Origin of the sequence: Streptomyces sp. NPDC048352 (assembly GCF_040651895.1) — a bacterium.
In the GTDB taxonomy this organism is placed as follows: domain Bacteria; phylum Actinomycetota; class Actinomycetes; order Streptomycetales; family Streptomycetaceae; genus Streptomyces.
In genome coordinates this window covers 39,351-65,824 of record NZ_JBEZKZ010000016.1, presented here as the reverse complement: position 1 = coordinate 65,824, position 26,474 = coordinate 39,351, and the positions used below count along the sequence as shown (strand labels likewise).

Below are 26,474 nucleotides of genomic sequence, written 5' to 3'. Positions count from 1 at the left end.
CCTCCCGCCAAGGATGACGATGGACGACCTCGCCCGGCTCGCGGCCCTCTACGGCGTCGCCACCTCCTACCAGCCCGCCGAGGACGTCACCGTCCCCGTGCCGCGGGCCACGGTCCGGGCCGTGCTGGGCCTGCTCGGGGCCCCCGTCGACACCCCCGAGGACGTACGGCGGACGGCCGACGGCGCCGAGCGGGAGCGGGCCGGGCGGCTCCTCCCGCCGACGCTGGTGCACTGGCGGGGGGAACCCGCTCCGCAGGCCCTGGCCGGGCTGCCGGCCGGGACCCGGCTGCGGGTCACCCTGGAGGACGGGGCCGGCGAGGCCGCATGGCACCCCGGCCTGCCCCTGGGGGTGCACCGCCTGGCCGCGCGGACACCCGACGGGCGTACCGCCACCGCCACCCTGATCGTGGCCCCGGACCGCGCCCCGGCGGCGCCCGAACGCGCCCACGGGCTGCTCGTCCAGCTGTACTCGCTGCTCTCGGAGCGCTCCTGGGGCATGGGCGACCTCGGCGACCTCGCGGAGCTGGCCCGCTGGGCGGCCCGCACCCACGGCGCCGGCTTCGTCCAGGTCAACCCGCTGCACGCGGCCCTTCCCGGCGCCCCGACCGACCCGTCCCCCTACCGGCCGGCCTCGCGCCGCTTCCCCGACCCGGTGTACCTGCGCGTCGAGGACCTGCCCGAATGGGAGGCCTGCCCCGAGCGCGACGCCCTCGCCGAACTGGCCGACCGGGGCGGGGAGCTGCGCCGCGAGGTGCTGGAGAAGGGGGCGCTGATCGACCGGGACGCCGTGTGGGACCTCAAGCGCGCCGCCCTGGAACTGCTGTACGCCGTCCCGCGCACCCCCGCCCGGGAGGCCGCCTACCGGGCCTTCCGGGCCGCCCAGGGGGAGGGGCTCGCCGCGCACGCAGCCTGGTGCGCGGCCACCGCCGGGGAGGACCCGCAGGAGCGCGCCGACTTCCACTCCTGGCTGGTCTGGCTGACGGACAGCCAGCTCACCGCCGCCCAGCGGGCCGCGCGGGAGGCCGGGATGACGGTGGGCATCGTGCACGACCTGGCCGTCGGCGTGCACCCGGACGGCTCCGACGCCCGCCTCGGCCCCTGGCACCACCGGGAGATGTCCGTCGGCGCCCCGCCGGACGCCTTCAACGCCCGCGGCCAGGACTGGGGGCTGCCGCCGTGGCGGCCCGACGCCCTGGAGGCCCACGCGTACGCGCCCTTCCGGGCCCTGCTGCGCGGGGTGTTCCGGTACGCGGGAGCGGTGCGGGTGGACCACGTCATGGGGCTGTTCCGGCTCTGGTGGATCCCGCTGGGGACCCCGCCCGCGCAGGGGACGTACGTCTCCTACGACGGCGAGGCGATGCTGGCCGTACTGGTCCTGGAGGCCCACCGGGCCGGGGCCCTGGTGGTCGGCGAGGACCTCGGGACGGTGGAGCCGGGGGTGCGCCGGGCGCTGGCCCGGCGCGGGGTCCTGGGCACCTCCGTGCTGTGGTTCGAGCGGGACTGGGCGGGCGACGGCGAGCCGCTGCCCGCGGCGGCCTGGCGGTCGGAGTGTCTGGCCACCGCCACCACCCACGACCTGCCGCCCTCCGCCGCCAAGCTGGCCGGCTCCCACGTCGAACTGCGCGACCGGCTGGGCCTGCTGACCCGCCCTCTGGACGTGGAGCGGGCCGAGGACGCCGCCGACACCGCGCAGTGGCTGCGGACGCTGGACGGCCTGGGGCTGGAGACCAAGGGCGAGGAGGCCGCCGTACGGGCCCTGTACGCCTTCCTGCTGCGCACGCCCGCCCGGCTGGTCGGCGTGTGGCTGCCCGACGCGGTGGGGGACCGGCGGCCGCAGAACCTGCCGGGCACCTGGGACCAGTACCCCAACTGGCGGCTGCCGGTCGCCGACGCCGACGGCCGGCCGCTGACCCTGGAGGCGCTGACCGCCTCGCCCCGGGCGAACGCCCTGCTGAGCGCGGTGCGGGAGGGCGCGCAGACCCGTACGGCACCCCCGGGCGCGCGGCCCGTTTAGGTGTTCGCTACGTTTGCACCGTGGACAAGAAGAACGCTCTGCGCGCCGGCGCCGTCACGGCCGGATCGACGCTGATGATGCTGCTGATGACGTCTCCCGCCCTCGCGGCGACCCGCGACGACGGCGACGACCCGGGCAAGGGCCTGGGCATCGGCGAGACGCTCGGCCTGTTCGTGGCCGCGCCGATCCTGCTGTTCCTGGTCATCGCGGGTCTCGTGATGGTCGGCGACAAGTCGCGCAAGACCCAGGCCTGACCCGGCCGGGCAGGCCCTGACGACTTCCGGGCGCCGGAGGTCCGCGGAACCGGTGTGAGCCGGTTCCGTCGCGACCTCCGGCGCCCCGTCGTGCCCGCAGACGGCGGTCACGCTAGGGCATGTCCGCCAGGAGCCGGCGCAGCAGCCCGGTGAGCTGTTCGACCTCCTCGGGGTCGAAGTGCGCCAGGGCGGCGTGGTGCACGGCCAGGCCCGCGGAGACCGCCTCGTCGGCGAGGGCGAGGCCCCGGTCGGTGAGGGTCACCTGGAGCCCGCGCCGGTCGTGCGGGTCGGGGCTGCGGGTGAGCAGCCCGGCCTTCTCCAGCTTGTCCAGGCGCCCGGTCATCCCGCCCGTGGTGAGCATCAGCGTGGCCGACAGCTCGCGGGGCGAGAGGGTGTACGGGGCCCCGGAGCGGCGGAGCGTGGCGAGGACGTCGAACTCCCCGCGCGTGATCCCGTGGCGGTTGTACGCCCGTTCCACGGCGTCGCCGACGGCCTTGGAGATCCGGTAGATCCGGCCGAAGACGGCCATCGGGGTGGTGTCCAGATCGGGTCGGACGGCGGCCCACTGCGCGGTGATGGCGTCGACGGCGTCCTTGTCGGCTTCCCTCTCCACCTCGTTCTGCACCTTGTGCTTCACCTGGTTCATGACCGAAGTATCCGGTTCCGCTCACTCGTACGCAAGAAAGTAGCTTGCTTAAAAGTAGCTTAGTAGTAAGCTACTTACGAGCGACCTACCCGGGGAGGTCCGGGACGGGCCCCCGGGTGGGTCGCCTCCCACCCGCACCTGCCGACCCTTCCTCATCTGCCCGAGGAGTGACCGTGAACCGTGTCACCACCACCATCCTGACCGCGCTCGCCCCCGTCTCCTGGGGCTCGACGTACTTCGTCGCCAGCGAGCTGCTCCCGCCGGACCGGCCCCTGTTCACCGGGGCCATGCGCGCCCTGCCCGCCGGCCTGCTGCTGGTCGCCCTCTCCCGCGTCCTGCCCAAGGGCGCCTGGTGGTGGAAGTCCGCGGTCCTCGGCACCCTCAACATCGGCGCCTTCTTCCCGCTGCTCTTCCTCTCCGCCTACCGCCTGCCCGGCGGGGTCGCCGCCGTGCTGGGCTCCGCCGGACCGCTGTTCGTCGTGGGGCTCGCCGCCCTGCTGCTGGGGGAGCGGGCCAGGCTCCGGACCATACTCGCGGCCGTGGTCGCCGCGTTCGGCGTGAGCATGGTGGTGCTGACCGCCGAGGCGAAGCTCGACCTCGTCGGCGTCATCGCCGGGGTGGTCTCCTCCGCCTCCATGGGCGCGGGCACCGTGATGACCAAGCGCTGGGGTCGCCCCGAGGGCGTCGGCCCGCTGGCCGTCACCGGCTGGCAGCTCACCGCGGGCGGCCTGGTGATCATCCCGATCGCCGCCCTGGTCGAGGGGGCACCGCCCGCGCTCGACGGCAAGGCCTTCCTCGGCTACGGCTACATGATGCTGATCAACACCGGTGCGGCGTACTTCCTCTGGTTCCGCGGCATCGGCCAGCTCACCGCCACCTCCGTCACCCTGCTCGGCCCGCTGTCCCCGCTCACCGCCGCCGTCATCGGCTGGGCCGCGCTCGGCCAGGCGCTGTCCCCCGTCCAGCTGGTGGGCATGGCCCTCGCCTTCGGCGCCACGGTCTTCGGGCAGCTGCCGGGACGGCCGGCGCGCGCCGCGAAGGCCGAGGTGCCGCCCGCGCAGGAGACACCGTTCAGCTCTCCTGAAGAAACCGATCGAAATGTTTCGATGGACCTGGGCAAAGCGAAGGTGTGAGAGTAGGTCCACGACCCACTCACCACCTCCAGGGAGAGACCACCCGTGACCGTCATGGACCGTGTCCGCACCGCACCCACCGCTTCCGTCACCGGAAGCGGGGCGAAGAAGGGAGCCGCCGGGCTCGGCGTACTCCTCGCGCTGGTCGCGACGGTCGTCTGGTCCGGCAGCTTCGTCGCCACCCGCGGCATGGCGGACACGGTCCCTCCCGTCCAGGCGGTCTTCTGGCGCTGGATCATCGCCGCCGTCGCGGTCGCCCCCTTCGCCGCCCGGCAGGCCTGGCAGCAGCGGGCACTGCTGCGGCGCCACCTCGGCTACGTCTCGCTCGCCACCCTCTTCGGGGTCACCCTCTACAACACCCTGGTCCACCAGGCCGGACTGACCACCTCCGCCTCCAACATGGGCATGGTCATGGCGGCCTCACCGGTCATCATGGCCCTGTACGGCCGCCTCGGCGGCGAACGGCTCGGCGTCCGGCGGTCCTTCGGGATGCTGCTCGCCGCCTTCGGGGTCCTGCTGCTCGTCGGCGACGGATCGCTCGGCTTCGACTTCGGCGCCGGCGACCTGTGGATGTTCGGGGCCGCCCTCTCCTTCGCCACCTACAGCGCCCTCCTGAAGCGCAAGCCCGCCGAGATCGGCGGCCTGGCCTTCCTCCTGGCCACCTTCGTCCTCGGCGCCCTGATGCTGGCCCCCGCGTACGCCGTCTCCCTCACCGTGCAGGGCGGCTTCGAGACCACCGCCGGGACGGTCGGGCCCCTGCTGTACGTCGGCGTCTTCTCCTCGGCCGTCGCCTTCTTCGCCTGGAACAGGGCGGTCTCCCTCATCGGCGCGGCCCGCGCGGGAGTGGTCTACTACCTCCAGCCGGTGTGCGTCGCCGGGCTCGGCCTGCTGCTGCTCGGCGAGCGCACCGGCCCGGCGGAGCTCCTGTGCATGGCCCTGATCCTGGGCGGAGTCGCCCTGGGCAGCACGGCCCGCCGGTAGGTTCGCCCCGTGACCGACTGGGACATCAAGAAGCTGCGGATCCTGCGTACCCTGGCCGACCAGGGCACCGTGACCGCGACGGCCGAGGCGCTGCACATGACGCCCTCGGCCGTTTCGCAGCAGCTGACCAACCTCGCCCGGCAGCTGGGGGTTCCGCTCCTGGAGCCCCAGGGCCGCCGGGTCCGCCTCACCGACGCCGCCCACCTGGTCCTGCGCCACACGGAGGCCGTCTTCGCGCAGCTGGAGCAGGCCGACGCCGAACTCGCCGGGTACCTGTCCGGCGAGGCGGGGGAGGTCCGGATCGGCGCCTTCTCCACGGCGGTCCCGGTCCTCGTCGTCCCGGCGGTCGCCGCCCTGCGGCTCAGCCACCCGGGCATCGAGGTGCGCATCCGCGAGACGGAGGCGGCCGAATCGTACGAGCTGCTGTCCGCCGGGGCCGTGGACCTCGCCCTCTCCCTGGCCGCGCACGCCCCGGGCAAGCAGAACCCCCGCTTCACCCGGGTCACCCTGCTGGAAGACCCCCTGGACGTGGCCCTGCCCCCCGCCCACCCGCTGGCCGGCGCGCCGGAGGTCCGGCTGGCCGACCTCTCCGCGGAGCGGTGGATCTACGGCGGGAGCGGCCCCTGGTCGGAGATCACCCGCTCCGCGTGCGAAACGGCGGGCTTCGTACCGGAGCAGGCCCACTCGGCGTCCGGCTGGACGGCGATCCTGGCGATGGTGGAGGCGGGCATGGGCGTCGCCCTGGTCCCCCGCATGGTCTCCGCCCGCGCCTCGGGAGTGGCGGTCCGCGTCCTCACCCACGACCACCCGACCCGCCACGTCATCGCAGCCCTCCGCCGCGGCACGGAAGCCGCCCCGGCAACGGCCCGAGCCCTCACCGCCCTCCACGAGGCGGCGGCTGCGCTGGCGTGAGGGGGAGCGGGGTTGCGGCGGGGCGGTCCCAGAGCTGGTTCGGGGGTTTCCCGTCAGTCCCATCGTCGTTCCGCGTCGGGCCGGCCCGTCAAGGGCGCTCCTTCGTCGCGTCGCTTCGCGATTTCGCTGCGCTCAACCCTTGACAGCCCGTCCCGCCCCGGAAAGCCGAAAGACTGCCGGGAACCCCCCAAAAGAACGGTCACCAGGGACAACGATCAGGAGCGGCTCCCTCAGGGATGAGACGAGGGACCCGGCCATGGCCCTGCCGGGCATCCGGCCCCCCACACCCCCGGCCCGGGGTCGAGACCCGGCCAACCCGCACCAAACGTTGACCAGGGCAGCCCAGGCAGCGCCCAGACGCATCAGATCGCTGCGCGCTCCTCTCGTATCGGCGTCTGCCGCTCGCCCGGCGCTGATACCTGCACCACAAGACGAACAGGACCCCTTCGTAGTAGCAGGCGCGTCGGATCGCTACGCGCTTCTCGGATCTCGGCGGCCGACCGCCGTCTTGGGTTGGTCATAGGCGGGTCATCTGTCCACGCCCGGTGTACTCCGTGGACGAGGGGTGGAGTCAGTCCAGCGGCAGTGACTGGTGGGCGGCGATGATCGCGTCGATCCGGCGGGCGAGGTCGAAGTCGGCGGCGGTGAGGCGGTGCCCCGCGTCGTGGGTGGTGACGGACGCCCGCAGGTGGTCGATCCGCAGATCGAGATCCGCGTGGTGCTGGATGCGCCGGGACCGGTCGGCGATGGTCACGATCGCCGCCACAGCGGCGTGGTAGCGGATCTCGTAGGTTCGGGTGATCTCGTCCCCCACCCGCTCCCACCCCGGCAGCTCCGCCAACCGCCCGTCGATCTCCTCGTCGGACAACACCCTCGGTACGCCCATGTCAGCTCCCCTCGCCCACCGGCGCCAAGACCTCTGCGAGGTTCCGGCCCACGGGGGCATCGTGCCACGGGTGCATGGCGCGCTCCAGGGTGCGTAGTTCGCGCAGCATGCGCGCGGAGCGGGTCTCGACGGCGATCTCGACGGCCTGCCGGGCGATCTCGACCGCGTGATCAGGCTCCCGAGCGGCAGCGGCGGATGTGGCGTGCCGAGCGAGATACACGCCCCGGTCCCGTCGTGCGGTCAGGGGAACGACGTCAAGGACCTGTGCCCAGAGCGAGTCCGCCTCCTTGCCAAGACCGAGCCGGCCGTAACAGGTGGCACGCTGAACCTCCAGGTAGCCCGGGGTCCTGCGGCAGGCGTTGCCCCAGGGAAGGTCGTCGTCGACACGGGCCAACAGCCCGTCGGCGGCGTCGATGAGGCGGTCTACAGCGGTCCGGTCGCCGGCGAGACTGGCGCCGTGGGCCTGCTGCTGCATGGCCATGATGCGGACCTTGGGCAGCAGCCTGTCCGATACGTCCAGGGCGGCCTCGCAGAGGTCGATGACCCCGTGCCCGTCACTCAGGTCCGTACGAACATGCGCCTGGTTCACGAGGCTGTACCCGATGAGCTGAGCGTCCCGGGACCGGACCGCGATCTCCTGCGTGACTCCGCGCCAGAACGCGGCGGCGCCCAGATCACCCGCGTCCTGGTACAGCCAGCCGACGAGCGCCGCGTACGCCGCTCCGACCCGCAGAAGGCCCCGTCGGACGTCACCCTTTGCAGAGCGGATGAGCTTGTCGATCAGCTGGTACTGCGCGCTGACGGTCCCGATCAGGTCGTGAGGGCCGAGATACATGTCGGCTCGATAGTGCCCTTCAAGCTGCTGCTCGAAGTAGTCGATGAGGGCCGGGTCGACGTGTTGGGACGACATCGGCCCAGGGACGAGCGCAGCAGCGGTTACCGAGACGAACTGTCTTCTGTTCACGTCTGCCTCTTGACGGGCCTCTGGGCGAATCCATCCCGCAGGCACGGAGAACCCCAGGTCCTCGGGCCACAGGCCGAGCGCGTCGTGCAGCACGATCGCGGTCTCCTCCGGCGGCCAGCCCGGCCGTTCCCCCTCCCAGCGCCGCCAGGTGCGCGGCGACACCTCGAAGTGCCGATCCTGGAGAAGGCGCTGCCCGTGCTCGGACAGGCTTCTGGCCGCCTGATCCACGGTGCGCCAGCCAGCGCGGAGTCTGGCCGCTCGTAGTGCGTCATTGCGTTGGCTCATGGACTCACTTTGAGGTGTCATCCCGTCGACTCCCGCCCATGGCCGCCGCATGGCCACCGATGGCCACGCAATGACCTGTCTGCCCGCCCGCGTGCCAGCCCATCATCTCCACATGACGACGAACAGCGCAGACGAACAAGCCCAGTGCGGGGGCCGATTCTGCTGTCACCCCAGCCCCGACCTGTTGGCCCGTGCAGCGGCCGGGTGGTCCAGGTTCCTGCGCAGCGCGCCTGAGCATGCGGAGCCGGCCGATGAGTGAGCAGTACGAGTACGTCCCGCACCGCCTCCTCCGCCGCCGTGTCCGCGACATCGCCTCCGGCACTGAGGGGGAGCTGATGGCCGTGATCAACGAGAACGTCTCGGACACCGGCATCGAGCGCTGGATGGAGCTGGCCTACATCCGGGGCGCGTCCGGCCGCGAATTCACCACCGCCGTCGGCAACGTGGAACCCGTGCATGACCAGCCCAGGACGGCGGCGGTCGGCCGCCGAGATCTGAGGAGCGCGTAGCGATCTGCGGCGCCTGTTGCCGCCGGATGTGGTCCTGATCGACGTTTGGTGCAGGGAGCGGCCCCAGGCGGCCGTCAGTCGCTGAGATGTGAGGAGCGCGTAGCGATCTGTCGCGCTTGGGTGCTCCTCGCCTCGCTCTGGTCGCTGTTTGGTGCGGGTTGGGCCGGGCGCCCGGCCCTGGGCGCGGGACATGGGGCCCGGATGGCCGGCGAGGCCATGCCCTGGCCCCTCGTCTCATCGCTGAGAGACCCGCTCCTGCCTCTCCTCCCCCGTGACCGTTCTTTTGGGGGCTTCCCGGCAGTCTTCGGCTTTCCGGGGCGGGTCGGTCGGTCAAGGGTCGCCGAAGGCGATCGCGAAGCGACGCGACCGAAGGGAGCGCCCTTGAGGGACCGGCCCGACACGGAATGACGATGGGACTGACGGGAAACCCCCAAACCCTCCCTGAGGCGGCCCCACCGCGCCCCGCCCACCGGCCCCGGACCCGCAGACGGGGGCGGGTGGGCAACTGCCGACCGGGCCCGGGAGCTCGAGGGGGAGATGGCCGGCCCGCACCGCAAGCCCCCCCCCCGGGCCCCCCAAGAGGGGGTCCGGGGGAATGCCGTCAGGCCCCAGCCGCCGCCGTGTCCGCGGCCTGGGCCTTCAGGGCGCGCTCGACGCCCGCGCGGGATTCCGACACCAGGCGGCGCAGGGCCGCGTTCGGCTCCGCCGAGGACAGCCAGGCGTCCGTCGCGGCGAGGGTCTCCTCGGAGACCTGGAGCGACGGGTACAGCCCCACCGCGATCTGCTGCGCGATCTCGTGGCTCCGGCTCTCCCAGATCCCCTTGACCACCGCGAAGTACTTCTCGGCGTACGGCGCGAGCAGCTCCCGCTGGTCGGTCTGGACGAAGCCGCCGATCACGGCCTCCTGCACCGCGTTCGGCAGGTCACCCGACTCCACCACCGACGCCCACGCCTCGGCCTTGGCCTCCGCCGTCGGCCGCGCGGCCCGCGCCGTCGCCGCGTGGCGCTCGCCCGCCGCCGTCCGGTCGCGCTCCAGCTCCGCCGCGATCGCCGCCTCGTCCGCACGTCCCGTCGCCGCCAGGCGCTCGAGGAACGCCCACCGCAGCTCCGTGTCCACGACCAGGCCCTCGACCTCGGCCGAGCCGTCGAGCAGCGCCGCCAGGTAGCTCAGCTGCCCCTCGGTACGGGCCGTCGCCGCGAAGGCCCGCGCCCACGCCAGCTGGTGGTCGCTGCCCGGCTCGGCCGTGCGCAGGTGCTCCAGCGTGGCCTCGGTCCAGACCGCGAGGCCCTGCTCCCGCCACGCCGGGTCGGCGTACAGGTCCACGGCCAGCTTCACCTGGCGGTGCAGCGACTGCACCACGCCGATGTCGGACTCCTTGCCGATGCCGGACAGCACCAGCGCCAGGTAGTCCCGCGTCGCCAGCTCGCCGTCCCGGGTCATGTCCCACGCCGACGCCCAGCACAGGGCGCGCGGCAGCGACTCCGTGAAGTCGCCCAGGTGGGCGGTGACGTTGGCCAGCGAGACCTCGTCCAGGCGGACCTTGGCGTACGACAGGTCGTCGTCGTTGAGCAGCACGACCGCCGGACGGGTCCGGCCCGCCAGCTCGGGCACCGCCGTCAGCTCGCCGTCGATGTCCAGCTCGATCCGGTCCGTGCGGACCAGCTTGCCGTCCCGCAGGTCGTACAGGCCCACCGCGATGCGGTGCGGCCGCAGCACCGGCTCGCCCTTCGCGCCCGCGGGCAGCGCCGGGGCCTCCTGGCGCACGGCGAACGAGGAGATGAGCCCGTCCGCGTCCATCTCGATCTCCGGCCGCAGCACGTTGATGCCCGCCGTCTCCAGCCATGCCTTCGACCAGGCGGTCAGGTCGCGGCCCGAGGTCTCCTCCAGGGCGCCCAGCAGGTCCGACAGGCGCGTGTTGCCGAAGGCGTGCGCCTTGAAGTACGCCTGCACGCCCTTGAAGAAGGCCTCCATGCCGACGTAGGCCACGAGCTGCTTGAGCACCGAGGCGCCCTTGGCGTACGTGATGCCGTCGAAGTTGACCAGGACGTCGTCCAGGTCGCGGATGTCGGCCATGATCGGGTGCGTGGACGGCAGCTGGTCCTGCCGGTACGCCCAGGTCTTCATCGAGTTCGCGAACGTCGTCCACGCGTGCGGCCACTTCGAGCCCTCGGCGTAGGCCTGGCACGCGATCGACGTGTAGGTGGCGAACGACTCGTTCAGCCACAGGTCGTTCCACCACTCCATGGTGACGAGGTCGCCGAACCACATGTGGGCGAGCTCGTGGAGGATGGTCTCGGCGCGCACCTCGTAGGCCGCGTCCGTCACCTTGGAGCGGAAGACGTACTGGTCGCGGATGGTCACCGCACCCGCGTTCTCCATCGCGCCCGCGTTGAACTCCGGCACGAAGAGCTGGTCGTACTTCGCGAACGGGTAGTCGTACGCGAACTTCTCCTGGAACCAGTCGAAGCCCTGGCGGGTCACGTCGAAGATCGCGTCCGCGTCGAGGAACTCGGCGAGCGAGGGGCGGCAGTAGATGCCGAGCGGCACGGACTGCCCGTTCGGTCCCTCGTAGGTGCTGTGCACCGCGTGGTACGGGCCGACGATCAGGGCCGTGATGTACGAGGAGATGCGCGGGGTCGGCTCGAAGACCCACACCCGGTCCTTGGGCTCGGCCCCCTGCGAAAGGTCGCGCGGGGAGTTCGAGATGACCGTCCAGCCCTCCGGGGCGGTCACGGTGAACTGGAACGTCGCCTTCAGGTCGGGCTGCTCGAAGCTGGCGAAGACCCGCCGCGCGTCGGGCACCTCGAACTGGGTGTACAGGTACGCCTGCTGGTCGACCGGGTCGACGAAGCGGTGCAGGCCCTCGCCGGTGTTGGTGTAGGCGCAGTCCGCCACGACCCGCAGCTCGTTGGCCCCGGCGGCGAGGTGGTCCAGCGCGATCCGCGAGTCGCGGAAGACGGCGGCCACGTCCAGCGCCTTGCCGTTCAGGACGGCCTCGTGCACGGCCGGCGCGACCAGGTCGATGAAGGTCCCGGCGCCTGCCTCGGCCGACTGGAAGCGCACGGTGGTCACGGACCGGAAGGTGCCGCCCTCCTGCGCGCCGCTGAGATCGAGTTCGATCTCGTACGAGTCGACGGTGAGCAGCTTCGCCCGCTGCTGAGCCTCTTCACGGGTGAGATTCGTGCCAGGCACGCGGTCATCTCCTTTGATGGTGACGTTGCCCCGCCATCCTGCCATTCGGACAGCGGCACCGCGCCGGAGTAATCCACGGGCGAACGCGAGGTCGCAAACCTGCCGGACACGGCCCCCGGGCGCGGGGAGCCTGGGGGCATGAGCATCAGACACCGGGTGAGGCCCATCGGGGCGGCGGCGCTGGCCGAGCTCCGCGCACGTGACGACGCGGGGCGGGACTGCGTCCCGTACACCGACGAGGAGGGCGGTGCGCCGCTGCGGTGCTGCCTGCGGCCGAGCGCCGCCGGCGAGCGCATCGCGCTCGTCTCGTACGCACCGCTGCGGCGCTGGGCCGCCCTGACCGGCGCCGATCCGGGCGCGTACGACGAGCAGGGGCCGGTCTTCGTCCACGCCGAGGCCTGCGGCGGACCGGCGGACGGCGGGGCCGGGGACGGCGGGGCGTACCCCTTCGCCGAGCCGGGAGTGCAGCGCACGGCCCGGCGGTACAGCGCGCGCGGGCACATCCTCGGCGGCCGGGTCCTGGACCTCGGGGAGGACCCGCAGGCGGTGCTGGGGCGGGACCTGGACGAGGCCTTCGGCGATCCGGAGGTCGCCCTCGTGCACGTGCGGGCCGCCGGGTTCGGCTGCTTCCTCTTCGAGGTGCGCAGGCCCTGAGCACCGGAAAGGGGCGGCACCGTGACGGCGCCGCCCCTCAGCCCTGCGACCGGATCAGCCGCGCAGCTCCTCGGCGACCAGCTCCGCGATCTGCACCGCGTTCAGCGCGGCGCCCTTGCGGAGGTTGTCGTTGGACAGGAACAGCGCGAGGCCGTTCTCGACCGTCTCGTCCGCGCGGATGCGGCCCACGTACGAGGCGTCCTTGCCGGCGGCCTGGAGCGGGGTCGGGATCTCGGACAGCTCGACGCCGGGGGCGTCCTTCAGCAGCTCGGTGGCGCGCTCGACGCTGATCGGGCGGGCGAAACGGGCGTTGACCTGGAGCGAGTGGCCGGAGAAGACGGGGACGCGCACGCAGGTGCCGGACACCTTGAGCTCCGGGATCTCGAGGATCTTGCGGGACTCGTTGCGCAGCTTCTGCTCCTCGTCGGTCTCGAAGGAGCCGTCGTCGACGATCGAGCCGGCCAGCGGCAGCACGTTGAAGGCGATGGGACGCTTGTAGACGCCGGGCTCGGGGTACGCGACGGCCTCCCCGTCGTGGACGAGCGCGGTCGCCTCCCCGGCGACGGCCTTGACCTGGCCGTCGAGCTCGGCGACACCGGCCAGGCCGGAGCCGGAGACGGCCTGGTAGGTGGTGGCGACCATCGCGGTCAGGCCGGCCTCGTCGTGCAGCGGGCGCAGCACGGGCATGGCGGCCATGGTGGTGCAGTTCGGGTTGGCGATGATGCCCTTGGGGCGGTTCCTGACCGCGTGCGGGTTGACCTCGGAGACCACGAGGGGGACCTCGGGGTGGCCGCGCCAGGCGGAGGAGTTGTCGATCACGACGGCGCCCTGGGAGGCGACCTTCTCGGCGAGGGCGCGGGAGGTCGCGCCGCCCGCGGAGAAGAGCACGATGTCGAGGCCGGAGTAGTCCGCCGTCGCGGCGTCCTCGACGGTGATCTCCTTGCCCTGCCACTCCAGGGTCGAGCCGGCGGACCGGGCCGAGGCGAACAGCCGCAGCTCGTCCACCGGGAACTTCCGCTCGGCGAGGATGCCGCGCATGACTCCGCCGACCTGTCCGGTGGCTCCGACGATTCCGACCCTCACGGTGACTCCTTCGATACGTGGACGCGGGCGCGCGTGAGGCCATCATGCGTTCGACCCCACGAGGCTTGTCCAATCCATTGTCCGAGGTGCGGACAGTGTCGGGGCCGGGAACTCCCGTGACGCGCGCGCGGAGGGCGTGCCGCCGGACCCCCGAAGGTCCGTTGTGCCTGGTCACGGGGGGTAGCTTGCGGTCGGACCGTGATCGTCATCCGGACGCGGCACACCCGTAGCCGGACATCCGCCCGGTCCGGCGGGGGGAACGCCGAAGGGGCGGTGCTCGGTCGAGCACCGCCCCTCCGTCATGTGCCGGTCGGCTCACTCCGTTACGGGGTGACCTTGTCGATCTGCACGCTGCCGGTGCCGGCGGCGGTGCCGCGGGCGTTGAGCAGCTGGACCTGGCCGAAGAACTGACGGCCCTCGGGGGCCGCGGCGGAGACCAGGACGTTCGCCGAGACCTGCGCGGAGGCGCCGGTGGCGAGGTTGACCGCGGCGGCCTCGTCGACCTGGACGGAGCCCAGGGCGGCCGAGAAGTACACGTCGCGGTAGTCGTACGTGGTGGTGCCGGCCGGGACCGCGTAGCCGATCACCTTGATGGTGTAGGTGCCCGCGGCGGGCTTGGCCAGGCTCACGGACTCCTCGGAGTCGCCGTCGGCGGAGGAGCCGACCTTCACGCCGTCCTTGTAGACCTCGAGGTCGAGGTCCGCGGCGGTGTCGGAGGGCTTGGCGATCGCCACGTCCAGGCGGGAGGCACCCTCACCGACGGTGACCTCGGTGGTCTGGGTCTCGCCGGCGGCGATGGTCGGCTTGGCGACCTTCGCGGAGCCGAGCGGGCCGCCCTGGAGCTTGCCGCCGGAGATGGCGGCGGCGTCGTTCTTCACGGTCCACTGGACCGGCGCCGGGGTGCCCTGCTTGACCTCGGGCAGGACCTTGACGGCCGGGTCGAAGCCCGCACCGAGGACCGAGACGTCCAGCTTGAACGGGTTGTCGAGCAGCGGCGACGTACGGCGCGACTCGACCTCGATCTCCCAGACGCCCGGCTGCGGGTCGGCGTACGAGCGCAGGTCGGGGCGGCACTGGTTCGCCGGGTTGTCGTAGTTCGGGTAGCACTGGGTCGTGGCGCTGTCCTCGACGCCCGTGCCGTACGGGTGGATCGAGATGAAGCGCGTCTGGCTGCCCGCCGCGAGCCCGCCGAGGGCGACCTCGAGGGTCTTGGCGCCCTGCGGGACGGTCACGAAGTACGACTTGTGGCTGTTGCGCTGCACGGTGGAGGTGTCCGACAGCGTGAACGAGGGCTTCGCCAGCGGGGTGGCGGCGACGACCGTGGCCAGGATCTGCTTGTCGACGCCCTCGGTGGTCGGGTCGTCGAGCTGCAGGATGCCGCTGTGGACGCCGGCCGACTTGACGTTGGCCTCGACCTTGAGGGTGACCGGCTTGTTCAGCGGGAGGGTGACGTAGTCGTATCCGCCACCGCCGACGACCTTGAAGCTGCCGTCGTTGTTGCGCCAGCCGATGTTGTGCCGGGTGCCGTACTTCACGCCGGTGGTGCGGGTGACGACGACGTCGTAGACCTTCTTCTGGCCGACCTTGAGGCCGCCCTCGCGGTCGTAGAGGCCGGTGCCGAAGCCCGGGGTCTTCAGGAACTGGTCGAGCGCGGTGTCGACGGGGGCCTTGACCGTGAACTCGTTGGCCTTGGCGCCGCGCTGGATGGACTCCCACGCCTTGGGAACGTCGATGAGACCGGCACCCTGTGCGTGGGCCGGGACGTCGTCGATCTTCTTGGCGGTGCTGGTCAGCGCCACGCGCAGGTTCGCCGGGGGCAGCGCGATCTTCTGCTGCTTGGCGGCCGAGATCAGCAGGGCGCTCGCGCCCGCCGCCTGCGGCGAGGACATCGAGGTGCCCTGGAGCATGCCGTAGCCGGCCGGGAGGGTGTAGCCGGCCTCCTTCACGGGCGCGCCGGGCAGCCAGGTCTGGATGGTGTTGATGGCCGCGCCGGGGGCGGTGATGGTCGGGGTGAACCCGCCGTCCTCACGCGGACCGCGCGAGGAGAAGGGGAACATGTTGTACTTCTTGGCCACGCCGGAGCCGTAGTTGGCGGCCCAGGTCTCCTTGGACACCGCGGCGCCGACGGAGATGACCTTGTCGGCCAGACCGGGGTCGCCGATGGTGTTGACGCCCGGACCCTCGTTGCCCGCCGAGATGACGAGCTGGACGCCGTAGGTGTCGATGAGGTTCTTGTACAGCTCCGAGCGGGCGTTGTTGCCGTCGTTCAGCGCCGGCAGGCCGCCGATCGACATGTTGACGATGTCGACGCCGCGGTTGACGACGAGGTCGATCATGCCCTCGGTCAGCGCGACGTTGGTGCAGCCGCCGGACCAGGAGCAGGCGCGGGAGGAGACGAGCTTGGCGCCGGGCGCCTGGCCGTTCATCTGGCCGCCGAACAGGCCGTTGGCGGAGGTGATGCCGGCGACGTGCGTGCCGTGCTCGGACTCGATGATGCCGACGTTGACGAAGTCGGCCTTCTTGCCGACCCAGTCACCGCCGAGCGGGTCCATCGGGACGTCCTTGCGGATCTCGATGGTGAAGGGGATCCGCTCCGCCACCTCGGTCGCCGGGTTGTCCGTACCGAACCAGCCGATCTGGTAGCCGTCCTTGTACGGCTTCATCGGCTCGTTGTCGGTGAAGTCGCCGTTCTGGTCGGTGTCGACGCGGACGGTGCCGGCGGCCGGGTCGTAGAGCATGCCGAACCGGTCGGTGGTGTCCCCGTCCCGGTTGACGTCGCCCTTCATGTCGCCGTTGGCGGTGATCGACTCGCTGAAGCGGCTCCACTGGAAGGTGCCCTCGGGGGCCTTCCAGCTCTGGCCGCCCGCGGTGAACGCGCCGCCCGCGGAGGTGACGGGGGTGATCTGGGCGCGCCAGGTCCCGTCGTTGTCCGTGATCGGGTCGGTCGCGGTCACCCAGTCGACGATCTTGCGCTCGCCGGTGGTGGTCTTCTGGAGCGCGGGGTGGCTGACGTCGACGCCCGAGTCCATGATGCCGATGGTCACGCCACGGCCGTCGGCCTGCGGGTTCTTCGCGACGAAGTCCACCGAGCCGGTCTCGAACGACGGGTTGTACGGGTTCTTGGCCGGGGTCTTCCCGTCCGGCGCCGGGTAGGTCTCGGCGGCGGTCTTCTTGGCCGAGCCCTCCTTGCTCACCTCGGGGCGCGGGTCCGGCAGCCGGATCTCGTGCCGCAGGTCCATGCCGTGCACGGACTCCAGCTTGGCGGCCGCCTTCAGCGCGGCCTCCGCCTTGTCGGTCGGCAGGGTGGCGCGTACGTAGCCGAGCTTGTCGTACGTCTGGCCGACCGAGGCGCCCTGGACGGCGTCGAGCTGGTCGGCCACCTGCTTGGTCTGACCGGGGGCGGTCGCGACCATGACGGTGACGGTCGCGTCGCCCTTGGCCTTGGCCTCCTGGAGCAGTTCGACGTCGGCCGAACCGAGCTTCTGGTCAGCGGACTTGACCGGAGCGGTGGTGGAGGGGTCGCCGTCGGCGCCCGCCGCGAAGGCGGGCACTGCGCCGGTGGCGCAGAGGGCGGCCACCAGGCCCGCGGCCGCCGCGACGCGGGCCGCGCGCCTGGCGCCGGGTATGGCCCCGGTGGTGGAGCTGGGGGAGTCGAGGGTCATCAGCATCCCTGGCTAAGTGAAAGATACGGTCCGGAATTCGGTGCCGGATGACCGGTCAGCTTTGCGCAAGTGACAGCTGTTTGGGGAGGGTTGTCATTGACCGAGACCTGACATGGCGGGTTCCCGTCAGTGCTGGCTCACCGCCAGTGCGGACATGGCGGGGCAAGCCGGGGCGAGTCGCTGGACCCGGCTAGTGGATTTATCGACCTTTCAGCCCCGCATCGGGGGCTGGGCGGAGCTCCGTCTCATAACGGGTGTGACAGATTCCGACCGTTCAGCGCTCGCGCGTGCGCGCGTAGTGGCGGGAGGCCTTCGCGCGGTTGCCGCAGACGGCCATGGAGCACCAGCGCCGGGTGCCGTTGCGCGAGGTGTCGTGGAAGTGCAGCACGCAGCTCTCCGAGGCGCACGCGCGGATCCGGTCGGGCGCGGTGGCCAGGAGGCCGAGGTAGTCCCGGGCCGCCGTCCACGCCGGACCCCAGGAGGGGTCGGCGAACTCGGCGCGCTCGCCCGGGCCTTCGGCGGTCAGAGTGGCACGGATCCGGCCGTGCTCCAGCACGGAGTCCACCAGGGAGCGCGCGCTCGCGTCGGCCGGGTCCGCGACGGCCCGGGCGATCGCCTCGCGGGCGGTCAGCAGATGGACGAGGGTCGCGGCGTCTGCCCGGAAGCGGCCGGCCAGGCCGGTGCTCTCCAGCCACAGCGCGAGCCCCTCCATCCGGGTGAGCCCGAAGGCCCCCGCGAAGAGGTCGGCGATCTCGCCCTCCCGCATCCAGCGCGTGTTCAGCAGGTCGAGGGAGACCGGCTCTCCGGTGAGCGGACGCGGGTCCGTGGTCGGTGCCGTCATGTCCGCCTCCTGGTGCCGCTAACCCCTCAAGCATACGTAACCGGTTGACGCCCTGGTCTCTAACCCTTAATCTCGATTTAGAAGGTTAGAACTCCAGGACTTCTGGAACCTCGGGGAAGGGAAACCCTCATGTCGAACGCCGCCGCCGGCACGCTGCGCACCGGGCACATCGGCCTCAACGTCACCGATCTGGACCGCTCGCTCGCCTTCTACCGCGACGCCCTCGGCTTCGAGCAGCTGGGCGAGGGCAAGGAGGAGGGCCGCAGATACGCCTTCCTCGGCCGGGACGGCGAACTGGTCCTGACCCTGTGGCAGCAGGCGGAGAACCGGTACGCGCCGCAGGCCGCCGGACTGCACCACCTCGCGTTCTCCGCCGGCGCGATCGAGGAGGTCCGGGCGTACGAGGAGCGGTTGCGCGGCCTCGGGGTCGACTTCGCCTACGAGGGCGTCGTCGCGCACCGGGAGGGCGCGGCCTCCGGGGGGATCTTCTTCCACGACCCCGACGGCACCCGCCTGGAGATCTCCGTGCCCGCCGGGGCCCAGGGCGCTCCCGCCCCCACGGCGGACGCCCCGACCTGCGGATTCTTCTAGGAACTCAAGGAGCGGGGGTCGTCATGGGCCGGTACCACCAGGGCTCGCTGGCCGTGCAGGAGCGGGTCGGCGTACGCGAGCTCGCCGAGCACGTCGGCCGCTCGATCGGCGCGGGCATCCGGGAGGTCGCGGCGGCCTTCCTCGCCGAACAGCCCCACCTCGTCGTCGGTGCCGCCGACGGCGCGGGGCGGATGTGGGCCTCGTTGCTCACCGGCGCGCCCGGTTTCGCACGGGCCACCGGGCCGGGCCGCATCGAGGTCTCGGGGGGCCTGCCGGAGGGCGACCCGCTGGCGGGGGCGCTGGCCACCGCCGGCACCCGGGTCGGCACGATCTCCCTCGACCCGCGCACCCGGCGCCGGATGCGGCTCAACGGGACCCTCGCCGTCACGCCCGGCGGTTTCGCGGTGGAGGCGGAGCAGGTCTTCGCCAACTGCCCGAAGTACCTCCAGAAGCGGCAGCCGCTGGAGTTGGTGGCCGAAGGGGTCGGTGTCCTCTCGTGCGGGGAGGCGCTCACCCCCGGGCAGGAGCGGGCCGTCCGCGCGGCCGACACCTTCTTCATCGCCACCACCGCCGAGGCGGACGGGGCCGACGCGAGCCATCGGGGCGGCATGCCGGGCTTCGTGGAGGTGCTCTCGCCGACGGAGCTGCGCTGGCCGGACTACGCCGGGAACTCGATGTTCCTCACCCTGGGCAACCTGGCCGCCGACGACCGGGCCGGGCTGCTCTTCCCCGACTGGGAGGGCGGCGGGCTGCTCCAGCTGAGCGGGCGGGCCCGGACCGAGTACGGCCCCGGCGGGAGCCGGGCGGTGCGCTTCCGGGTGGAGGCGGCGGTGGAGAGCCTGCACCCGGGGCGGCTGCGCTGGAGCGCCCCGGAGTACTCCCCGGCCAACCCGCCTCACCGGGGCAGTACGACCAGGTAGGCGGCGGGCTCGCGGTCGTCGGACGCCGTCAGGGCGGTCCGTACGACCGCGGCCTGCTGTTCGGGCCAGTCCCGCAGCTTGCGGGGCGTCAGGTACAGGACGGTCACCCCGAGGCGCTCCAGGGTCTCGCGCTTGCGGACGGCCTCCGACCAGTCCTCGTCCTCGCCCTGGCGGGGTGCGCGGGTGTCGATCTCGATGGCCACGGCCTGCTCGGGCCAGAACGCGTCGACGCCGCCCAGGTGCGGGCCGCCGGGCAGCCGCAGGTCCACGTTCCAGACGGGCTCGGGGAGCTCGAAGCCCCGTACGAGCTGGTACAGCCGGTCCTCGGCGAGGGCCCGGCCCTCGGCGAGGAGGGACTCGACGGCGTCCACCACGTGCGGCCGGTTGAGCAGCCGGGCCACCGTCAGCTCCCGTACGACGGCGGACGGTTCGCAGTGTCCGCCGCGGACGGCCTCGCTGAGGATGCGGCGCACCGTATCGGCGTCGGAGACCTGCGCGACGGCGTCGGCGACGGCCCGCGCCACGGGGGCCACCGGCAGCCCGGTCACCTCCAGCGGGCCGGGCGGGGTGTGGGCGCGCACGATGCGGACGTCGCCGGTCGAGCGCAGGCGGCGGGTGTGGGGGACGAGGACGTCGATGTGCGGGAGGGCGAGCAGGGCGGGGGTGGAGGAGAACCGGTAGAGCGCGAGGGCGGCCAGCCCGGTGATCATGACCTCGCCGCTGCCGCGCCGGCCGGCGTACAGCAGGGCGGCGTGCAGCCGCTCCTCGCTGGTCGCGGGGCCGGAGTGGAGCAGGAACACCCCGGGCAGCACCTGCTGCCAGGGCCGCCCGGCGGCGTCGGAGGCGCTGACGCCGTGCTCGCGCAGCTGTGCGAGGGTCAGCACGCGGGGGCGGCTGGCGGTGAGGTGGGTGAGGGGGAGGGGTGCGTTCTGGTTCATGACTCGGTGATTCCCTCAGGCCAAGGCCTTCCTAACGCCTGTTACACGCCCGTCGACAAATCCGGACAAGACGGGGCTAAAGTACGGGCGTTCGACTGCCGAAAGAGACCGCCGCCTCCGATCACCCGATGAACGCACCGATGCCCCCGCCGGAGTGCCGGCGGGGGCATCGGTGCGCGACGGGCGAGGTGCGGCGGCCAGGCCGGCCCCGCACCCCGCGCAGGGGTCCTCAGCCGGCGGCCGCGTCGCAGGCCTGGCCGCGCAGGGCGCGGGCCAGGTCGTCGCGGGACTCCAGGACCAGCCGGCGCAGGGCCGGGGCCGCGTCCGGGCGGGCCTCAAGCCAGGCGTCCGTCGCGGCCAGCGTCGCCGGGGAGTCCTGGAGCGCGGGGTAGAGCCCCTTCACCACGTCCATGCCGATCTGGATCGACCGCTCCGCCCAGACCCGCTCGATCACCGCGAAGTACCGCTCGGTGTGACCGGCCAGCAGCTCCCGCTGCGAGGGCTGCTGCATCCCGCTGATGGTGGCCTCCACCAGCGCGTTCGACAGCGCGTCCGACTCCACCACCGCCGCCCACGCCTGGTCCTTGACCGCCGCCGAGGGGCGCGCCGCCAGGCACCGCACCTGGTGCCGCTTGCCCGAAGCGGTGTCGTCCCGCGCCAGTTCGGCCTCCAGCACGGACTCGTCCACCGCCCCGTGCGCCACCAGCGGCAGCAGGAAGTCCCAACGCAGCTCCTGGTCGACCTCCAGCCCGTCGATCCGCGCCGTGCCGTTCAGCAGCCCCAGCAGCAGCTGGAAGTCGCCCTCCGTCGCCGCGCTCGCCGCGAAGAACCGGGCCCAGGTCAGCTGGTGCTCCGACCCCGGCTCGGCCAGCCGCAGCTCGTGCAGGGCGCCCGCCGCCAGGTCCCGCCCGCTCTGCTCGCGCCGCTCCGGCGCCGCGTAGTGGGTCACCGCGCTCAGCGCCTGCGCGTGCAGCATCTGGAGCACGCCGACGTCGCTCTCCCGGCCCGCGTGGGCCAGCACCAGCGACAGGAAGTCCCGGGCCGGCATCAGGGCGTCCCGCGTCAGGTTCCACAGCGCCGACCAGCACAGCGCCCGCGCCAGCGGGTCCGTCAGATCGCCGAGGTGGGCGCGCAGCGTCGCCAGCGAGTGCTCGTCGAAGCGGACCTTGCAGTACGTGAGGTCCTCGTCGTTGACCAGGACCAGGTCGGGCCGCTCCAGCCCGGCAAGCTCCGGGACCGCCGTCCGGGCCCCCGCCACGTCCGCCTCCGCCCGGGCGTAGCGCACCAGCGACCCGTCGGCCTCCAGCCGGTACAGGCCCACCGCGACCCGGTGCGGGCGCAGCGCGTCGCCCTCCTGGAGCACCGCCAGTTCCGTCAGCCGTCCGGCTGCGTCGCAGGTCACCGCGGGCGTCAGCGCGTTCACGCCCGCCGTCTGGAGCCAGGCCCGCGACCACGTCGCCATGTCCCGCCCGGAGACCTCCCCGAGCACCGACAGCAGGTCGTCCAGGGTGGTGTTCCCGTACGCGTGCGCCTTGAAGTAGCGCCGCGCGCCGTCCAGGAACGCCTCCCGGCCCACATAGGCGACCAGCTGCTTGAGCACCGCCGCGCCCTTGGCGTACGTGATGCCGTCGAAGTTCAGCTTCGCGTCCTCCAGGTCACGGATGTCGGCCGTGATCGGGTGGGTGGAGGGCAGCTGGTCGGCCCGGTACGCCCACGCCTTGCGGCTGTTGGCGAAGGTGACCCAGGCCTGGTCGAAGCGGGTGGCCTCGACCAGGCCGAAGGAGCCCATGAAGTCCGCGAAGGACTCCTTCAGCCACAGGTCGTCCCACCACTTCATGGTGACCAGGTCGCCGAACCACATGTGCGCCATCTCGTGCAGGATGACGTTCGCGCGCCGCTCGTACGAGGCCTGCGTGACCTTCCCCCGGAAGATGTACTCCTCGCGGAAGGTCACCATCCCCGGGTTCTCCATCGCGCCGAGGTTGTACTCGGGGACGAAGGCCTGGTCGTACTTCCCGAAGGGGTAGGGGTAGTCGAAGATCTCGTGGAAGAGGTCGAAGCCCTGCTTGGTGACGAGGAAGACGTCATCGGCGTCGAAGTGCTTCGCCAGTCCCTTGCGGCACATGGCGCCCAGCGGGATCGTCAGGTCCCCGCGCGTGTAGGTGTCCGTGACGTAGTGGTACGGCCCCGCCACCACGCAGGTGATGTACGTGGAGATGGGCGCGGTCTCGGCGAAGCGCCAGGTCTGCCCCTCGCGGGACTCCTCCGCGCCGTTGCTCCACACCCGCCACCCCTCGGGCGCGCTCACCTCGAAGCGGTAGGGCGCCTTCAGGTCGGGCTGCTCGAAGTTGGCGTACACCCGGCGGGCGTCGGCCGGCTCGTACTGGGTGTAGAGGTAGACCTCGCCGTCCTCCGGGTCCACGAAGCGGTGCATGCCCTCGCCGGTCCGGCTGTAGGCGCAGTTCGCGTCGACGACCAGGACGTTCTCGGAGGCGAGCCCGTCCAGCGCGATCCGCGAACCGTCGAAGACGGCGGCCGGGTCCAGCGCCCGCCCGTTCAGGGTGACGGAGTTCACCGACGGGGCGATCAGGTCCGCGAAGGAGGAGGCGCCCGGGACGGCGGCCCGGAAGCGCACGGTCGTCACCGAGCGGAAGGTGCGGGGGCCCTCGGCCGGTTCGGCCTCGTCCACCGCGGACCTCAGGTCGAGGACCACCTCGTACCCGTCGACGGACAGCAGCTCGGCCCGCTCGCGGGCCTCGTCGCGGGACAGGTTCTCTCCGGGCACGTTGCACTCCTTCGTGCGTGATCACGGTCTTCGCTGGAATCCTCCCACGGGGAATGCGCCCGCTCCCGGCCTGGTTGGCGGATAAGAACATGACCCGTGACGCCTTATGTGACTTGAGGAGAACCATGACCGACACCCAGGTGCGTGAGAAGACGCCGGTCGACTTCTGGTTCGACCCGCTCTGCCCCTGGGCCTGGATGACCTCCCGCTGGATGCTCGAGGTCGAGAAGGTCCGTGACGTCGAAGTCCGCTGGCACGTGATGAGCCTCGCCGTGCTCAACGAGGACAAGCTCGACGAGCTGCCCGAGCGCTACCGCGAGATCGTCGGCCCCAAGGGCTGGGCGCCGGTGCGCGTGGTGATCGCGGCGCAGCAGAAGCACGGTGACGAGATCACCGGCAAGCTGTACACCGCGCTCGGCACCCGCATCCACAACGAGGACCGGGGCGCGACGCGCGAGGTCATCGCCGACGCGCTGGAAGAGGTCGGGCTGCCGGCCGAGCTGCTCGCCTACGCCGACTCCGACGAGTACGACCACGTCGTGCGCGACTCCCACAACGACGGCATCGAGCGCGTCGGCCAGGAGGTCGGCACCCCGGTGATCTCCGTGCCCGGCGCCGACGGCGACGAGGTGGCCTTCTTCGGCCCGGTCGTGACGCCGGCTCCGCGCGGCGAGGCCGCCGCCCGCCTGTGGGACGGCACCCTGCTGGTCGCCTCGACCCCCGGCTTCTACGAGATCAAGCGCACCCGCACCAAGGGCCCGTCCTTCGAGTAGTCCGGCCCGGACACCTACGGAAGACCCCCGTGAGTCACGTCCTCACGGGGGTCTTCCGCTCTGCACGCCCGCACGCGAAGGCTGAGAAGACGATCACGAGGCGGGCGGGTCCTGCGGGGTGCCGTTCAGCCCTTGACGGGGATCAGCAGCGGGGTGTTGGCCTTGGCGTCGGCGTAGCGCCGGGCGACGTCCTGCCAGTTGACGACGTTCCACATCGCCTCGATGAAGTCGACCTTCTGGTTCTTGTACTGGAGGTAGAAGGCGTGCTCCCAGGCGTCGAAGACCAGGATCGGAGTGCTGGCGACGCCCACGTTGCCCTGGTGGTCGTAGACCTGCTCGACGACCAGGCGGCCGCTGACCGGCTCGTACGCGAGCACGCCCCAGCCGGAGCCCTGCGTCGCGGAGGACGCGAAGGTGAGCTGCTTCTTGAACTTGGCGAAGGAGCCGAAGGACTCGGTGATGGCGTCCGCGAGGTCGCCCACGCCGTCGGCCGCGGAGGGCTCGCCGCCGCCCTCGCCGGTCTTCGGGCTGGCCATGTTGTTCCAGTAGATGCTGTGCAGGATGTGGCCGGAGAGGTGGAAGGCCAGGTTCTTCTCCAGGCCGTTCAGCGCGCCCCAGTTCTCCTTGTCGCGCGCCTCCTCCAGCTGTTCGAGCGTGGTGTTGGCGCCCGCGACGTAGGCCGCGTGGTGCTTGTCGTGGTGGAGCTCGATGATCTGCGGGTTGATCACCGGCTCGAGCGCCGCGTAGTCGTAAGGAAGCTCAGGAAGCGTGTAGATGGCCATGCGTGTGTCCGGTCCCCTCGGCGTGCCAATCGCTTATTGCAATTAATGCGCAACTGCACGCTAGCAGTATCTATTCCGGGTCACACGTAAGGGTCGCCTCGGTACGACGGGAGGCGGACCCCGCGTCGCACACGGGGTCCGCCTCCTGGCGCAGGGGCTGCCGGGCCGTCAGCCGCGCGCCGCCCGGCGCTGCACCGCGTACCCGGCTGCGGCCAGCGCCGCGGTCAGCCCGCCGGTGAAGACCACCTGCACGCGGGTGTCCTCGCCCAGGGCCATCAGCACCAGCACCCCGGCGACCCCGGCCAGCGCCACCCACGTCAGGTACGGGAAGCCCCACATTCGCACGACCAGCCGCCCGGGGGCCTCGCGCTCCAGGCGCCGGCGCAGCACGAACTGCGAGACCGCGATGAAGCCCCAGACGACGAGGATGACCCCGCCGACCATGTTCAGCAGCCAGGCGAACAGGGTGTCCGGGTACCAGTACGACAGCAGGACGGTGACGAAGCCGAAGCCCGCCGAGGCCAGCACCGCCCGCCGGGGCACCCCGCCCGAGACCCTGCCCAGCGCCCGGGGTCCCTGGCCCCGCGCGACCAGGGAGTGGGCCATGCGCGAGGAGCCGTAGATGTTGGCGTTCATCGCGGACAGCAGGGCGATCAGGACGACGGCGTTCATGATCTGGCCGGCGGCCGGGATGCCCAGGTGGTCCAGCGTCGCGGCGTACGGGCCGTGCTCGGTGACACCCGGGTCGTTCCAGGGCAGCAGGGTGACGATGACCAGCATCGAGCCGACGTAGACGACCGCGATCCGCCACATGGTGGTCCTCACCGCCTTGGCCACGCCCCTGACCGGGTCCTCGGACTCGGCGGCCGCGATGGTCACCGTCTCCAGCCCGCCGTACGCGACGACCGAGGCGAGCAGGCCGACCAGCAGCCCGTCGACCCCGTGGGGCAGGAAGCCGCCGTCGTGCAGCAGGTTGGCGGCGCCGGGGGAGGAGGTGCCGGGCAGCAGGCCCAGGACGGCGAGGACGCCCAGGGCGAGGAAGAGCCCGATGGCGCCGATCTTGAGGGCGGCGAACCAGAACTCGAACTCGCCGAAGCGCGAGACGGCCCCCAGGTTGGCGGCGGTGAAGACCACCATGAGCACCAGCACCCACATCCACGACGGGGTGCCGGGGAACCAGCCCGCCAGGATGTGCGCCGCGCCGATCGCCTCGATGGCGACGCCCACCACCAGCAGGATCCAGAACATCCAGCCCGCGGTGAAGCCGGCCCAGGGCCCGATCGCCCGCTCGGCGTGCACGGAGAAGGAACCGGAGGCCGGGTTGGCGGCGGACATCTCGCCGAGCATCCGCATCACGAACATCACCAGCAGCCCGGACACGGCGTACGCCAGCACGATCGAGGGGCCGGCGGCCGCGATGCCGGCGCCGGAGCCGACGAAGAGCCCGGCGCCGATGACCCCGCCGAGGGCGATCATCGAGAGGTGGCGCTGTTTGAGGCCGTTGCCGAGGGGGTTCCCGGCCTCTCGGGCCGGGGAACCCTGCTGTGCGGGACGTGCGGTGGTGCTCTGACTCATGCGGGCCAGTCTGCCGAGCGTCCGTTTATCGGACGTCGGGCGTCCATCATCCGGACACCCCTCTCACGGGACGTGACCGCCCGCCCCGGAAAG

General features: G+C 72.1%; 21 protein-coding genes. 10 read left to right on the top strand and 11 right to left on the bottom strand.

What is annotated here, in order from left to right:
• Positions 1–13: 13 nt before the first annotated feature.
• Positions 14–2,014 carry a 4-alpha-glucanotransferase gene (locus tag AB0D45_RS11645; RefSeq protein WP_362457353.1) on the top strand — a complete coding sequence of 667 codons (2,001 nt, stop codon included), beginning with the start codon at positions 14–16 and terminating at the stop codon, positions 2,012–2,014.
• 20 nt (positions 2,015–2,034) lie between these two features.
• On the top strand, positions 2,035–2,268 hold the full coding sequence (locus AB0D45_RS11640; RefSeq protein WP_361602032.1) for a hypothetical protein: 234 nt from the start codon (positions 2,035–2,037) through the stop codon (positions 2,266–2,268).
• 112 nt (positions 2,269–2,380) lie between these two features.
• On the opposite strand, the gene AB0D45_RS11635 is transcribed toward AB0D45_RS11640, so the two are convergent.
• Positions 2,381–2,914 (bottom strand): MarR family transcriptional regulator, encoded by a 534-nt coding sequence (locus AB0D45_RS11635; RefSeq protein WP_362457350.1) that lies wholly within the window; start codon positions 2,912–2,914, stop codon positions 2,381–2,383.
• A gap of 173 nt (positions 2,915–3,087) precedes the next feature.
• Here AB0D45_RS11635 and AB0D45_RS11630 point away from each other — a divergent pair, with 173 nt between their 5' ends.
• The 3 genes from AB0D45_RS11630 to AB0D45_RS11620 are packed head-to-tail and all read left to right on the top strand — an operon-like array spanning position 3,088 to position 5,940.
• Positions 3,088–4,047: an EamA family transporter gene (locus AB0D45_RS11630; protein ID WP_362457347.1), complete on the top strand. Its 960-nt coding sequence runs from the start codon at positions 3,088–3,090 to the stop codon at positions 4,045–4,047.
• Positions 4,048–4,092: 45 nt separating this feature from the next.
• On the top strand, positions 4,093–5,028 hold the full coding sequence (locus AB0D45_RS11625) for a DMT family transporter (protein ID WP_362457344.1): 936 nt from the start codon (positions 4,093–4,095) through the stop codon (positions 5,026–5,028).
• 9 nt (positions 5,029–5,037) lie between these two features.
• Positions 5,038–5,940: a LysR family transcriptional regulator gene (locus AB0D45_RS11620; protein WP_362457341.1), complete on the top strand. Its 903-nt coding sequence runs from the start codon at positions 5,038–5,040 to the stop codon at positions 5,938–5,940.
• Between the two features lie 571 nt (positions 5,941–6,511).
• Here the strand turns inward: AB0D45_RS11620 and AB0D45_RS11615 are convergent.
• Positions 6,512–6,826: a 4a-hydroxytetrahydrobiopterin dehydratase gene (locus AB0D45_RS11615; protein WP_362457338.1), complete on the bottom strand. Its 315-nt coding sequence runs from the start codon at positions 6,824–6,826 to the stop codon at positions 6,512–6,514.
• Between the two features lies 1 nt (position 6,827).
• Entirely contained in the window at positions 6,828–8,075 is a 1,248-nt protein-coding gene (locus tag AB0D45_RS11610) for a Twin-arginine translocation pathway signal (RefSeq protein ID WP_362457336.1), read from the bottom strand.
• A 251-nt stretch (positions 8,076–8,326) separates the two neighbouring features.
• Between AB0D45_RS11610 and AB0D45_RS11605 the strand changes: the two genes are divergently transcribed.
• A complete protein-coding gene (locus AB0D45_RS11605; RefSeq protein ID WP_362457333.1) occupies positions 8,327–8,584 on the top strand; it encodes a hypothetical protein in 258 nt (85 codons plus the stop codon).
• A gap of 601 nt (positions 8,585–9,185) precedes the next feature.
• Here AB0D45_RS11605 and pepN (AB0D45_RS11600) read toward each other — a convergent pair.
• Positions 9,186–11,777, bottom strand: coding sequence for an aminopeptidase N (pepN, locus tag AB0D45_RS11600; protein WP_362457330.1), 2,592 nt, complete (start codon positions 11,775–11,777; stop codon positions 9,186–9,188).
• Positions 11,778–11,915: 138 nt separating this feature from the next.
• Between pepN (AB0D45_RS11600) and AB0D45_RS11595 the strand changes: the two genes are divergently transcribed.
• Positions 11,916–12,431 (top strand): DUF1203 domain-containing protein, encoded by a 516-nt coding sequence (locus tag AB0D45_RS11595; RefSeq protein WP_362457327.1) that lies wholly within the window; start codon positions 11,916–11,918, stop codon positions 12,429–12,431.
• A gap of 54 nt (positions 12,432–12,485) precedes the next feature.
• Here AB0D45_RS11595 and AB0D45_RS11590 read toward each other — a convergent pair whose 3' ends face one another.
• The 3 genes from AB0D45_RS11590 to AB0D45_RS11580 form a co-directional block, all read right to left on the bottom strand.
• Positions 12,486–13,514, bottom strand: a complete 1,029-nt coding sequence (locus tag AB0D45_RS11590) for an aspartate-semialdehyde dehydrogenase (RefSeq protein ID WP_361602005.1) — start codon at positions 13,512–13,514, stop codon at positions 12,486–12,488.
• 323 nt (positions 13,515–13,837) lie between these two features.
• The gene (locus AB0D45_RS11585) at positions 13,838–17,176 is read right to left on the bottom strand and encodes a S8 family serine peptidase (protein WP_362457324.1); all 3,339 of its coding nucleotides are present in this window, start codon (positions 17,174–17,176) and stop codon (positions 13,838–13,840) included.
• Positions 17,177–17,450: 274 nt separating this feature from the next.
• Positions 17,451–18,017: a CGNR zinc finger domain-containing protein gene (locus AB0D45_RS11580; protein WP_362457321.1), complete on the bottom strand. Its 567-nt coding sequence runs from the start codon at positions 18,015–18,017 to the stop codon at positions 17,451–17,453.
• Between the two features lie 129 nt (positions 18,018–18,146).
• On the opposite strand from AB0D45_RS11580, the gene AB0D45_RS11575 reads away from it, so the two are divergent.
• Together AB0D45_RS11575 and AB0D45_RS11570 are read left to right on the top strand one after the other, a co-directional pair.
• Positions 18,147–18,608 (top strand): VOC family protein, encoded by a 462-nt coding sequence (locus AB0D45_RS11575; RefSeq protein WP_361601996.1) that lies wholly within the window; start codon positions 18,147–18,149, stop codon positions 18,606–18,608.
• A gap of 23 nt (positions 18,609–18,631) precedes the next feature.
• On the top strand, positions 18,632–19,528 hold the full coding sequence (locus tag AB0D45_RS11570) for a pyridoxamine 5'-phosphate oxidase family protein (RefSeq protein ID WP_362457317.1): 897 nt from the start codon (positions 18,632–18,634) through the stop codon (positions 19,526–19,528).
• Here the strand turns inward: AB0D45_RS11570 and AB0D45_RS11565 are convergent.
• Positions 19,504–20,466, bottom strand: coding sequence for a hypothetical protein (locus tag AB0D45_RS11565; protein WP_362457314.1), 963 nt, complete (start codon positions 20,464–20,466; stop codon positions 19,504–19,506). The two genes, AB0D45_RS11570 and AB0D45_RS11565, sit on opposite strands and share 25 nt — an antisense overlap.
• A gap of 229 nt (positions 20,467–20,695) precedes the next feature.
• Complete coding sequence (gene pepN / locus AB0D45_RS11560) at positions 20,696–23,251, bottom strand: aminopeptidase N (protein WP_362457311.1); 2,556 nt, start codon at positions 23,249–23,251, stop codon at positions 20,696–20,698.
• Positions 23,252–23,376: 125 nt separating this feature from the next.
• Between pepN (AB0D45_RS11560) and AB0D45_RS11555 the strand changes: the two genes are divergently transcribed.
• Entirely contained in the window at positions 23,377–24,024 is a 648-nt protein-coding gene (locus AB0D45_RS11555; protein WP_361601984.1) for a DsbA family protein, read from the top strand.
• 125 nt (positions 24,025–24,149) lie between these two features.
• On the opposite strand, the gene AB0D45_RS11550 is transcribed toward AB0D45_RS11555, so the two are convergent.
• Together AB0D45_RS11550 and AB0D45_RS11545 are read right to left on the bottom strand one after the other, a co-directional pair.
• Positions 24,150–24,806, bottom strand: coding sequence for a superoxide dismutase (locus AB0D45_RS11550; protein ID WP_361601981.1), 657 nt, complete (start codon positions 24,804–24,806; stop codon positions 24,150–24,152).
• Between the two features lie 168 nt (positions 24,807–24,974).
• Complete coding sequence (locus AB0D45_RS11545) at positions 24,975–26,381, bottom strand: amino acid permease (protein ID WP_362457307.1); 1,407 nt, start codon at positions 26,379–26,381, stop codon at positions 24,975–24,977.
• Between the last annotated feature and the right edge of the window lie 93 nt (positions 26,382–26,474).

Coding starts and splice junctions, on each gene's coding strand:
- AB0D45_RS11605 (WP_362457333.1), top strand. CDS start 8,327: ATGAGTGAGCAGTACGAGTACGTCCCGCACCGCCTCCTCCGCCGCCGT.
- AB0D45_RS11545 (WP_362457307.1), bottom strand. CDS start 26,381: ATGAGTCAGAGCACCACCGCACGTCCCGCACAGCAGGGTTCCCCGGCC.
- AB0D45_RS11580 (WP_362457321.1), bottom strand. CDS start 18,017: ATGACGGCACCGACCACGGACCCGCGTCCGCTCACCGGAGAGCCGGTC.
- AB0D45_RS11575 (WP_361601996.1), top strand. CDS start 18,147: ATGTCGAACGCCGCCGCCGGCACGCTGCGCACCGGGCACATCGGCCTC.
- AB0D45_RS11615 (WP_362457338.1), bottom strand. CDS start 6,826: ATGGGCGTACCGAGGGTGTTGTCCGACGAGGAGATCGACGGGCGGTTG.
- AB0D45_RS11585 (WP_362457324.1), bottom strand. CDS start 17,176: ATGACCCTCGACTCCCCCAGCTCCACCACCGGGGCCATACCCGGCGCC.
- AB0D45_RS11635 (WP_362457350.1), bottom strand. CDS start 2,914: ATGAACCAGGTGAAGCACAAGGTGCAGAACGAGGTGGAGAGGGAAGCC.
- AB0D45_RS11610 (WP_362457336.1), bottom strand. CDS start 8,075: ATGAGCCAACGCAATGACGCACTACGAGCGGCCAGACTCCGCGCTGGC.
- AB0D45_RS11550 (WP_361601981.1), bottom strand. CDS start 24,806: ATGGCCATCTACACGCTTCCTGAGCTTCCTTACGACTACGCGGCGCTC.
- AB0D45_RS11595 (WP_362457327.1), top strand. CDS start 11,916: ATGAGCATCAGACACCGGGTGAGGCCCATCGGGGCGGCGGCGCTGGCC.
- AB0D45_RS11645 (WP_362457353.1), top strand. CDS start 14: ATGACGATGGACGACCTCGCCCGGCTCGCGGCCCTCTACGGCGTCGCC.
- AB0D45_RS11555 (WP_361601984.1), top strand. CDS start 23,377: ATGACCGACACCCAGGTGCGTGAGAAGACGCCGGTCGACTTCTGGTTC.
- AB0D45_RS11570 (WP_362457317.1), top strand. CDS start 18,632: ATGGGCCGGTACCACCAGGGCTCGCTGGCCGTGCAGGAGCGGGTCGGC.
- AB0D45_RS11565 (WP_362457314.1), bottom strand. CDS start 20,466: ATGAACCAGAACGCACCCCTCCCCCTCACCCACCTCACCGCCAGCCGC.